This window comes from Sphaerisporangium sp. NPDC051017 (genome assembly GCF_040683095.1).
In the GTDB taxonomy this organism is placed as follows: domain Bacteria; phylum Actinomycetota; class Actinomycetes; order Streptosporangiales; family Streptosporangiaceae; genus Sphaerisporangium.
The window spans coordinates 20,758-32,139 of the sequence record NZ_JBFBCI010000061.1 but is presented as its reverse complement, the minus strand read 5'-3'; the positions used below and the strand labels follow the sequence as shown (position 1 = coordinate 32,139).

Genomic DNA, 11,382 nt, shown 5'->3' with positions numbered 1-11,382 from the left:
CGATCACCCTGACACATCAGGACGAGGTATCGCGAGATAGATCAAAAAACACCAGCCACCTAGGGCATCGGTCAGGCGCCGCAGCCGGGCATCGTCCAGCCGGCACCGCGAACCGCCGGGCCCTTTGGTCGCCAGGGCCTGTTCGCCACCGGTTCGCCAGCGTTTCTGCCAGCCGTACACCGCGGTCTGCGACACCCGCAGCCGTCTAGCGATCACCGGCACCGGCACGCCTTCGGCGAACCAGCCCGCCGCCTGCAGGCGAACCGCCTCTCTATTGGCCCGTCCTTGCGCGGACAGGCCGCCACTGTCGGGGTACCTCATCACTCCGGCCTACAAGATCCCACCGCCAAGATCACGGCGACACGCCGACCCCGACAACGATCAACCTAGCCATTCAAGATCTGTAGCAGGCCGGACAAGCCCCTCACCAACTGGTAGACAAGCGACAATAACACCTTACGATGGTCGCAGCCTCTGCCCTGATCGCGCAGCAAAACCTCAGCTCACAGTACGAAATCATGTTTTTGAGCGGTACAGGTGTCGGCCGTGGCGGCAGATCGCCACGATGCCGCTCCCTGCACGGAGTCGATAGCGGTGACGGCGACCTGAAGGCTGAGCACGGTCGCCTCGAACGGTACCTCAAGGTTGTCGCCGATCATCACGTGAAAATCAGAGAGCTGCTCATCATCGGTATGGGCATCTCCACTATCACCGGGCCAATCAGCTTGTCGAGATGATCGTCAGGGTGGCAGACCGCCTCCGGCCCTCCGCATGTCGCCGCCAGGAGAATCCAGAATCGATTTTCGTGTGTGATTATGAACTGCGGAACCAGGGCAAGGTTAAAGGGTCTATGATTCGAGCGTGCGAGTAACTATTCCCGGCGTTGTTGGTGCTGGCGATCTACGTTTCGTCTACCTCAATTTGCGCGACCATCCGCGCGGTCAGCTTATGCTGCAAAGGCTCATCGGCGCGGGATTCGTGCCGTGGCTGGTGATCGACGAGGACTCGCCGCTCGCGGCGGCGGGCCGGGCTGGGCAGCTCGCCGAGCTGGAGCAAGTGGCGGGCTTCGCGCCGCTCCCGGAGACGGCGAAGGTCTGCGCCGAGCAGGGCATTGCCTACGAAACCGTGTCAAATCATAATGACCCGCGTGTCGTCGAGTTGCTCACCGGTTCCCAGCTCGCCATCCTAGGAGATACGCGCGTCCTCAAGCCGAACATCATCGATGCGGTGCCGCGCGGCATCATCAATGTGCATCCTGGGTTTCTTCCGGACGTGCGCGGCAACAACCCGTACATCTGGTCGGTGATCCACAATCTGCCGCAGGGCGTGACCGTGCATCTCATCAACACAGGCGTAGACACCGGCCCGGTTCTGATTGCCCGAAAGATCTCCCCGGCACCGGGAACAACGCTGGCCGAACTTGTGCACCTGCTCAACGGGCTATGCGCAGACGCCCTAGTCGAGGCTCTGCACCAGGTCGTCGCCGGTCAGGCGGTGGCGACACCACAGAGCGCCGACGAGCGGCTGACGTTCCGCGAGGCTCGGCCCGAGATCCGCGCGCTTGCCAGGAAGATGCTTCTCGAGCGGTGAATTATGAAGACGTGTCCGGGTGAAACCCGGACGCGCTTCTTCAGGCCGAAGCGACAGACACAGAGCGGACCGACTCCGCCAGGATCCCAAGGCCCTGGTCCAGTTCCTCCATGGTGGCGGTGAGCGGCGGCATCAGCTTCACCACCTGATTCTGCGAGCCGGAGGTCTCTACCAGCAGGCCGCGGTTAAAGGCCTCAGCCACAACTTCGTCAGGCTGCGATGGGTCGGCGAACACCAGGCCCTGGACCAAGCCGCGTCCCCGCACCGAGGTGCCCGGCACAGTGCAGGACAACGTGGTCAGCGCGTCCCGGACGTGCTCACCTTTGGCGAGCACGTCGCGCTCGAACGCGTTGTCGGACCAGTACTCACGCAGCGCTGCGGTGGCCGCGACGAATGCCAGGTTGTTGCCGCGGAACGTTCCGTTGTGCTCGCCGGGCGACCAGACGTCCAGGTCGGGCCGGATGAGCGTGAGCGCCATCGGCAGGCCGTAGGCTCCGATCGACTTGGCCAGGCACACGATGTCCGGTGTGATGCCGGCGATCTCGAAGCTGAAAAACGGCCCGGTCCGGCCACAGCCCATCTGCACATCGTCGACTATCAGGAGTATCTCGTATCGCTGACATAGGTCGGCGAGGCCACATAACCACCCTGCGCGTGCGACGTTGACTCCGCCTTCGCCCTGCACGGTTTCCACAACCACTGCAGACGGCCTGTCCAGCCCGCTGCCGCTGTCGCTCAGCAGTTGTTCCAGGAAGGGGAAGTCCGGACCTGTGCCGTTCAAGAAACCGTCGTACGGCATCGGCGTGGTGTGCGGGAGCGGCACACCGGCGCTGGCGCGCTTGGCCGCGCTGCCGGTCACCGACAGTGCGCCGAGCGTCATGCCGTGAAATGCGTTGGTGAACGAGATCACTTGCTGCCGACCGGTGACCTTGCGGGCGAGCTTGAGCGCCGACTCGACGGTGTTGGCCCCAGTCGGGCCAGGGAACTGAACTTTATAGTCCAGCATGCGCGGCGCTAGCACGAGTTCGTGGAACGTCTCTAAGAAATCGCGTTTCGCCATCGTGCTCATGTCCAGCGCGTGGGCGATGCCGTCGCTGGTCAGGTAATCGATCAAAGCTCTTTTGAGCACCGGGTTGTTGTGCCCGTAGTTTAGCGCACCGGCGCCGGAAAAGAAATCAAGGTACGATTTCCCGGTCTCGTCGTATACGAAACTTCCAACCGCCCGATCAAATACTGCGGGCCAAACCCGGCAATAGCTGCGGACCTCGGATTCCAGCTTGTCAAAGATACTCATTTATCCTCGTTCGCCCTATCATGATCCGCAATGAGATAAGCGAGTCCGATGGCCAATTCCTTGGCCATCGGGTCCTTGGTCATCGAGTAGTGGGTCGCCTCCACGCGCTCGTCGCGTATGGCCGACCTCGTGTGCCTGCCCCAGTCGGTCTTCGTGACAAGACCCCGATCCAGCGAGTCACCCGCCCATACCACCCAAAGCGGTGCGTCGCAAACGCCTGGCTGCCAGCTGGTGAAGAGCCAGTTGTGCAGCGACGCTACGATGGCACGTTCCGCGCATGCCTGTGGCTCGGCACCAGCCAGGCCGGGGGCCTCGCGCACCACACGTTCGCCGTGCGACCAGTCCGGTTCCGCAGCCCGAGGACGGGTTCCAGAAGAGACGCCCGCATCCCAGATCGTCACAGAAAGGACTGGTACGCCCAGTTTCTCCAGCTCCACCGCGACGCCGTGAGCGATCAGTCCTCCCATCGACCAACCAACCACATGGCAGCCGCGGCCGCCGAGCACCTTGGCGATTTCGACGGTATAGGTGCCGATCATCTCCTCGGGTGCGGACCAGGTAGTTCTGGTTTGCGGGTCGGTCATGGCGTCGAACACGCCATAGACCATCTTGCCGGTTGGCAGCGCGTCCACCAGCTCCTGGTAGACGTGCACGTCGCCGCCGAGCGGGTGCATGCAGAACACGGGCGTCTCGTCGCCTGCCGCGGTGTTCAACTCGATCAGGTGCTGCGTGTCCGCGATGGACTCGACCGGCGCACCACGCAAGTGGTTCGCCAGCCGACGCGGCGTCGGCCGTTCAAGTAGCATCGCGATCGTCAGCGGCGCGCCGAATTCGCGGCGCACCTTCGCGATGACCCGCGCCGCGAGTAGCGAGTGGCCGCCCAGCGCGAAGAAGTGGGAATTCGGGTCCACATCGGACAGACTGAGCACCTCGCACCATAGCTCTACCAGCCGCCGTTCGAGGCCGTCGACGGGTTCGACCCGATCGGCGACCTGGGCCTGCTCGGTCTGAGCCGCCAGTTTGTTCAGCGCCTGGTAGTCGATCTTGCCGATCACGGTGACCGGCAGTGCGTCGAGCGCGGAAATTCGGGCCGGAACCATGTAGTCGGGCAGGAAACCACGTAGGTACTGCTTTAATTCTTTTGGTCCGGCGTGGCCTACGACGAACGAGTGCAGCGCCGGGCCGCGCTCATCACCGGCGTCGAGAATCGTCACGGCAGTGGTCACGTCGGGATGGGCCACGAGCTTGGCGGTGATCTCGCCGAGCTCGACCCGGTTGCCGCGGATCTTCACCTGGTCGTCCAGCCTGCCCAGATACTCGACGACGCCGCCCTTGGCGAGTCGTACCTTGTCGCCGGTGCGGTAAACGCGGATCAGTCCGCCGTCTGCGCCCCACGGCGCGTCGAGGAACTTCTCCGCTGTAAGCTCCTGCCGGTTGTGATAGCCGCGGCCGACGCCCTTGCCACCGATGTAAAGCTCGCCGATTGCGCCATACGGCACCAACCGTTGCCGCTCGTCGGCGACGAACAGCGAGACTCCTGGCAGCTCCGTCCCGATCGACGGTCGCTCGACCCGGTCATCGACTCTCTGGAACGACGAGTTCACTGTGCATTCGGTGGGGCCGTAAACGTTGAACACCTTGAGGTGCTCAGCGCGTCCCAGCGGTCCCCACAGCGGAGCGGGCAGGGCCTCACCGCCGACGACCTGCGTGCGCAGCTTGAGGTCGGATCGGGTCAGCAACCCGGCCTCCATCAGCAGGTGCAAGTGTGGAGGGATGGCCTCCAGCAGCGTGACCTGAGTGTCGGCGACGTAGTCGAGCATCGCATCCGGATCGAGTCGCAAGTGCGCCGGGATGATCACTAGTGTGGCTCCGCCCAGCAGCGCGAGGATCTGCTGCACACTGACGTCGAAGATCAGCGGTGCGTTGAGAGAGGCGGTCTCATTGCGCCAGTCGGCAATCTCGTAGGTCTCGCGCAGGCCCGCGCCGAAGTTGTGCATGTTGGCATGGGTGATGAGTGTTGCCTTGGGCAGGCCGGTGGTGCCGGAGGTGTAGATCGCGTACGCGAGGTCGTCGAGTTCGGTGGTGCGCTTCGGGTGCACCGGCGTAGGCGTGGCAGACACCACCCGCACGTCAATCAGCTCGGCATAGTGCGACTCAAAACCCTTGGGCCCCAGGATGATCTCAACGCCCGAGTCTGTGATCATGTACCGCCTCCGGTCTTCCGGCAGATCGGGGTCGATCGCCACGTACGCGCACCGGGCCAGCCAGCAGCCGAACAGCGCGACGATCGAGTCGACCGACCGGTCGGCCACAAGCCCGACGAAGCTGCCTGCCGGCACATCGCGACCGACCAAGATATCGGCGATTGCCTCGGCGCGGCCGACGAGTTCGTCGAAGGTCAGCTGCTCATCCTGCGTACGCACCGCGATCCGGTCACCGCCGAGCTCACGGATCAGGTCGCTGGTCGGCCGAATGGGATCCAGCGGGTCGGCGCCAGCCCGTTTGGTGCGCAGCGCCCGCTCCGCGTCCTCGTCGAGTAAGGGGATGTCCGCAATGGACGTACCGGGGTCGCGGGCACCCTCGATCAAGACCGTGAACAGTGCGTGTGCGGCGCTGGACACGTAGTCCTCGTCGAACAGCGATGAGTCGTACTCGACCATCAGCCGCAGCCCATCTGGCAGACGCAGAAAGAACAACGCGAGCGCGAACTTGGCCTGCTTGTCGTTGAGGCTGCTCGCCTCGACGGCAACCTCACCCCAGCGTCGCTCCCCGTCGGGTGCGGTCTGCAGTTCGATCGCGATGTCGAACAGAGGGCCGCGTGACGACACGGCCTCGACCACCTGGTCGAACGGCACGTCGTCGTGCGACAATGCGCCGATCACGCTGTCGTTTGCGCGAGCCAATGCCGTGCCGAACGACGGCAGGTCGCTCAGGTCGGTGTGTAAGGCGACGGTGTTGACGAAGAAGCCCATCGCTGACTCGAACTCCGGCTTCTTACGATTCAGAGTGGTCGTGCCCAGTATCGCGTTCGGCGTGCCGGAGTAGCGGAATGCCAATACCTGCACCGCGGTTTGTAGCACGGCGAATGTGCTGACGTTGAACCGTTCTGTCAGCTCTTCGACAGCAGCGACGGCCGCTGCGGGGACGTCCACGACGTAGCCGGCGGCGCGGCCGGGCCCGGTCGCGCCGAGCGGGCGGCTGGCGAGGAGAACGCGCGCTGGGTTGGCGGGCAGGATGGATCTCCAGTACGCGAGTTGCCGCTCCACCTCCGTGGGCGTGAGCGTTTCCCGCTGCCACTGAGCGAAGTGACTGAATTGCGCGGGCTCCGGACGGTGCCACAAGCTTCCTGCTGAGAACGCCTGGTAAGCCTCGGCGAGTTCGTGCTCGAAGATTCCGAACGACCAGCCGTCCGTGCCTATGTGGTGGAGCGTCAGCAGCAGCACGTGCTCACCGTCGGACACCTTCCCGAGCAGCGCGCGGAACGGCGGCTCGGCCCGCAGGTCGAACGGCCGCAGCGCGAAGTCCCGCCAGTGCTCGGGCAGGGTGACAACCTGGGTCAGCACAGGCGTCGCGTCCAGCACCAACTGGTATACCTGATCGTCATACTCTACGAAGATGGTTCGGAGAACTTCGTGCCGTTCTATTAGTGCATTGACGGCCTTCATCAGGGCGCCGGTGTCGAGCGCGCCGCGCAGCCGGAGATACCGGGTCACGTTGTAGGCATTGGACTCCAGGTCGAGCTCCTGGTCGATCCACAGCCGGACCTGGTTGGGGGCAAGAGGTTCCAGATGGGAGATCAGCAGCGCGAACTGCTTCTCGCTCAGACCCGCGAGCAGGTCCTGCGCGTGACTCATCGTGCGATGCCTTCCAGTTACTGGTCGACCAGGCGGTGGCGGTGAAGCGTCAGGTCTTCGCGGTCATGCCAGTTCCACTGGCAACTCGGTGATGCCGAGGATGAAGTTCGACCTCAGGCGCCGTACGTTTCCGGCGAGACGGAACCGCGCCCGCGACTCGGCCAGCCGTCCGAAGAGGAGGGACAGTTCGGCCTGGGCGATCGGCGCGCCTATGCAGCGATGCAGACCTGAGCCATAGGTCAGGTGACGGTTCGGGGTGCGGGCGATATCGAAGGCCGCCGCGTCTGGGAACTGGTCCTCGTCCCGGTTCGCGGAGAAGTTCCACAGCGTCACCGAGTCGCCAGCAGCGATGTGCACGCCGCGCCGCACCACGTCCCGGCGCGCGACGCGCTGGACGTAGGCGTTCGTCGAGCTGTAGCGCAGCATTTCCTCGATCGCGCTGTCGAGCAGTGCGGGCTCAGCGAGGAACCGGTCGTATGCGGCAGGGTTCTCGATCAGCGCGTGCATGCCGGTGCAGGCTGTGTAGGAGGATGTCTCATTGCCGCCGACCGCGACGTTCATGCAGTTGTAGAGGATGTCCTCCTCGTTCATCGGGCGCCCGTTGACCTCTGCTGCTAACAGCATGCTGACCAGGTCATCGCCAGGCCTGCGACGGCGCTCGGTGACGATGTTCGTGAAGAACTCGAAGATCTCAGCCTGCAGCCACGCGAGCCGCAACCGGACATCGCCGCTGGTGTCCACGAACACCTCGTCACGGAAGCCGACCATCCGGCGGGTCAGGTCGATCAGCTCGTGCGCCTCGGCGTGACCGATGCCCATGACGACCATTAGCGCACCCGCGGGCAGTTCAGTGGCGACCTGTGTGGCGAAGTCGCAGCCGCCGTCGGCGATTGCGCGGTTCACCGCCTTGCCGACCAATACGCGGACTTGGTCGCTGACCCGCGCAGTGACGATGGCGGACATCGCAGGCTGGATGACCTGTTTGAGCATTCGGTGACGGGGCAGATCGCTCGCGACAAGCATCCGGCCACCCGCGGAGTCCTCCTCGCTGCCGAACGACCCGCCGAGGACGGCCCCGCGCGTCGATCCGAACAGCTCGTGATCGCGGTAGGCCCACAACACGTCGTCATACTTGGTCAGCGCGAGGAACCGGCTGCCATCAGCGGTGATGTTCTCGTAGATCGGGTTGGTCTCGCGAAGCCACGTGAAGACTTCTGGGTGCTTGTTGCGGACGAAGAGGTCGACGTCGGTGAGGTCGACAGTGCTCTGGGGCGTCACCGCGCGAGTGCCTCATCGATCAGTGCGTCGATGACCTTGGCGAGATCGCCGAGTACGGTGTTGCTGAGCAGCGTCGAGTTGTCCACGCGCACACCCAGCTCGCGCTTGATCCGCCGCTGCACCCGGAACGCCTGCAGTGAGTGACCGCCGAGTGCGAAGAAGTCCTCCTGCACACCGACCTTCTCAACGCCGAGCAGTTCCGCCCAAAGCTCCCCGAGGTAACGTTCGGTGTCCGTGGAAGGCGCGACATAGGAGTTCGTCCGTTCGCGGTGCCTGCCCAAAAGCTCACGCAAGGCGCCGGTGTCGCGCTTGCCGTGCTCGCTCGCCGGGATGGTGGTGAGCACGATGATGTCGCTCGGCACCATGTAGTCGGGCAGCTCAGCTTGGGCGTGCGCGCGGAGGTCCTTGAGCGATAGGGAATTCTCAAGCACGACGAACGCCACCAGTCGTCGGTCGTCGCCCTCACTGTCTGGAAGCACGGCCGCATCCTGGACACCACGGTGGCGGCGTAGGCCGCGTTCGACCTCGCCCGGCTCGATGCGGTAGCCGCGTACCTTGATCTGGTCATCCGTGCGGCCGACGAAGAGGTAGACGCCATCCTCGCGCTGCTGCACCAGGTCTCCCGTCCGGTACAGGCGTTCCCCGCCGATCTCGAGGAACCGCTGCGCTGTCAGCTCGGGCGCGCCAAGGTAGCCGCGTCCCACGCCGGAGCCACCTACGAATAATTCGCCGACCTTTCCGCGTGCTACGGGCATGAGGTCGGGGGAGAGGACGTGCAGCGTGACGCCATGCAGCGGCAAGCCGATGGGGATACTGTCCGTCTCCGCGTCCTCTGCGGTGATCAGGTGCGCAGTGCAGCACGTGGTGATCTCGGCCGGGCCGTAGAGGTTGTAGAACGTGCCCTCGAACCTACCGCTGAGCAGGTCGCGGCATGCGGACGGCAGGATCACGTCGCCGCCGGCCTGCAGGAGCCGAAGCGAGGCGAACGCATCGCGGTCCTCGTACACCACATGGTTGATCACCATGGTCGGGACCAGCATCGCGGAGATCCGGTAGCGCCGCATCTGGCGCTGAAAGTCGGCGGCCAGCAGATCCGGAACCGGTGGCAAGACTACGATTTCCGCGCCCGCGGCGATCGTGCTCCACATCTCGAAGTGGAACGCGTCGAACGAAACGCTGGAGATCTGGCCGACCCGGTCATCGCGGGTGAGCTGAGGCAAGCTCGGGTTGGTCGCGAAGGACACCAGGTTGCGGTGCTCGAGGACGATCGCCTTCGGTGTGCCCGATGAGCCCGAGGTGAACAGCACGCTCGCCGCAGACGCGGGCGTTGGGTCGCTCCGCCTCGCGGGAGCGGCGGCAGTCTCGCCATCGTGACCATCGATCTCATCGACCAACATGACCGTGGGCACGACCACGCTCAGCGCCGGGGTGAAATCGGCGTCGGTGAGCACGACCTCGGCACCACTTTCGCGCAGCATAAGGTCACGCCGCGAGCCAGGGTAACGGGTGTCGACGGAGACGTAGGCACATCCTGCCTTGAGGATCCCGAGGATGGCAACGAAAAGGCGCGTGGACCGGTGGACGTGCACGCCCACGCGGTCCTCGCTGCCGAACCCGTGTTCACGCAGCGCGGTCGCGACAGAGTCGGACCGCCGGTCGAGCTCGGCATAGGTGAGGGTGCACGCGTCATCTGTGACGGCAGGACAATCCGGGTTCTGTTCGACGGCACGGTGGAACAGCGAGATTAAGGTGTCCACAGGTTGAGGTCACTCCGAAGTCCCTGGTGAGGACGGGTGGGCTTGGAAATATCCCTGTCCCGTTACGCTGGAAATATTTCTAACGCTCTTACAGGGCAAATAGCGGACAGTCTGTGTGATTGTTGCATGTATGATCACTACTATCCAATGTGATGTGGATCACACATATTCCTAACATGTAGTACTTGCGGAACGGGTAGATCGTGGCTGAGACTAGGCCAGTCTGCGCTTAGTTCGGCCAGCACGTCGCTCATGTGCGCCAGTATATTAACCCAGTCGGGAGACTTGGACTTGACCTCGCGTTCACGATCATTTCTGATTGCCAACTTCATCTCCACGCTCGGAGATGTCATGGTAGTCACGGCCATACCATTCGGCGTCGGCCTGGAGACCGGGCGGATCGAGAACACCATAATTTTCTGGCTGGTCCCGGCTTTGGCCGTGCTCGGTGCCAGCTTCTTCGGCAAGCGCATCAGTCGGCGTAAGAGCACCGCGCGGGTCGACTACGCGCGCCTGCTGATGGGGATCGCGGTGGCCGAAGTCGTAATCTCGCTGCTCACCCTCCTGTTTCGCGGGCCGATCTCCACGCTCGTCATTTCGACTTTATTCGTAGCGCTTTACGCATTTGCGAAGGAAGGTATTCCGCGCATCCTCTACCAGGTCGCAATGTATCGCTACTTTGTCAAGGCAGAAGAATATGCGCGCCTTGCAGGTTTGAAAGCCGGCCTCGACATCGTGGCTGCTCTGGGGGCGATTCTGTTCTCTGCGGCGGTCGTGGCAAGCGGCACGTGGCGATATGTGCTGCTGTTTGATGCGCTGACCTTCGTCGTCCTTTCGGTGACAATGTGGAAGGTCGGCCGCGACCCCGAATCGGTGGCACCCGTGCCGATCGCGGAGAAGACCACCACACGCTCTGGTGCGGCGCCCGACCTGCGTGCGGGCCTTGTGTCCGTGCTCATTGCGATTCCGTTGTTCCACGGCGTAAACGCGGCCTTCGTGAACTACCTCCCGTTGATCAACCAGGAACTCGGGGTGATGGCGGCGAGCACCAGCATCACCCTTCTCGCTGTGCTGCGTGCCCCCGGAATGCTGCTGGGCCTCGGCTTCGACAAGATTCGCAAGTACGTGCCCGCCCGTACGTGGACGACGTTCCTCCCGGTCGCCTATGTGCTGATCGCGCTGACCTACCTAGCGTCGCCGAACGTCTGGTCGGTTTACGCGCTCCTGTTCCTCGGCGGGCTCAACGTCGGCGTGTTCGCGCCGTCCGACGCGATCATCCGCAATGAGATCCCGGAGGCGCACCTGGTCGGCTTCAACGTGATCGTGCTGCGCTGGCTCGGCGTGTTCCAGGCTCTTGCCTGTTTGAGTGCACTGGCAGTGTTCCGCACTTTGACCGTGCACACGGGCCTGCTGGCCATCATTGTCGTCGCGTCGGTCGTGTTTGCCGTGCTTCTGCCGCGCATCCACGCCAACAACCCGTTACTCGCGCGCCCCGCCCCCAGCGAAGCCGTCAACGCATGAGCAGTTTTGTATCGAGCCGCTGCCGATTGATCTTGTTGAAAGGGACGGCGAGCAGGCGGTACCTCGGTGCATCAGCAGTCTCTCGACC

At 63.8% G+C, this 11,382-nt stretch carries 8 protein-coding genes; 2 read left to right on the top strand and 6 right to left on the bottom strand.

Annotation, left to right across the window (positions count from 1 at the left end; genetic code table 11):
• Window positions 1-3: 3 nt before the first annotated feature.
• A complete protein-coding gene (locus AB0M95_RS33395; RefSeq protein WP_363773349.1) occupies window positions 4-321 on the bottom strand; it encodes a helix-turn-helix domain-containing protein in 318 nt (105 codons plus the stop codon).
• 182 nt (window positions 322-503) lie between these two features.
• Complete coding sequence (locus AB0M95_RS33390) at window positions 504-662, bottom strand: hypothetical protein (RefSeq protein ID WP_363773346.1); 159 nt, start codon at window positions 660-662, stop codon at window positions 504-506.
• 199 nt (window positions 663-861) lie between these two features.
• Here AB0M95_RS33390 and AB0M95_RS33385 point away from each other — a divergent pair, with 199 nt between their 5' ends.
• Window positions 862-1,590, top strand: coding sequence for a formyltransferase family protein (locus tag AB0M95_RS33385; protein ID WP_363773343.1), 729 nt, complete (start codon window positions 862-864; stop codon window positions 1,588-1,590).
• 40 nt (window positions 1,591-1,630) lie between these two features.
• On the opposite strand, the gene ectB is transcribed toward AB0M95_RS33385, so the two are convergent.
• The 4 genes from ectB to AB0M95_RS33365 form a co-directional block, all read right to left on the bottom strand.
• Complete coding sequence (gene ectB, locus AB0M95_RS33380; protein ID WP_363773340.1) at window positions 1,631-2,884, bottom strand: diaminobutyrate--2-oxoglutarate transaminase; 1,254 nt, start codon at window positions 2,882-2,884, stop codon at window positions 1,631-1,633.
• Complete coding sequence (locus AB0M95_RS33375; protein ID WP_363773337.1) at window positions 2,881-6,738, bottom strand: amino acid adenylation domain-containing protein; 3,858 nt, start codon at window positions 6,736-6,738, stop codon at window positions 2,881-2,883. The genes ectB and AB0M95_RS33375 overlap by 4 nt, the downstream gene beginning before the upstream one ends.
• A gap of 63 nt (window positions 6,739-6,801) precedes the next feature.
• Entirely contained in the window at window positions 6,802-8,016 is a 1,215-nt protein-coding gene (locus AB0M95_RS33370; RefSeq protein ID WP_363773335.1) for a cytochrome P450, read from the bottom strand.
• A complete protein-coding gene (locus tag AB0M95_RS33365; protein ID WP_363773332.1) occupies window positions 8,013-9,773 on the bottom strand; it encodes a non-ribosomal peptide synthetase in 1,761 nt (586 codons plus the stop codon). The genes AB0M95_RS33370 and AB0M95_RS33365 overlap by 4 nt, the downstream gene beginning before the upstream one ends.
• A 291-nt stretch (window positions 9,774-10,064) precedes the next feature.
• On the opposite strand from AB0M95_RS33365, the gene AB0M95_RS33360 reads away from it, so the two are divergent.
• Complete coding sequence (locus tag AB0M95_RS33360; protein WP_363773329.1) at window positions 10,065-11,294, top strand: MFS transporter; 1,230 nt, start codon at window positions 10,065-10,067, stop codon at window positions 11,292-11,294.
• The last annotated feature ends 88 nt before the right edge of the window (window positions 11,295-11,382 follow it).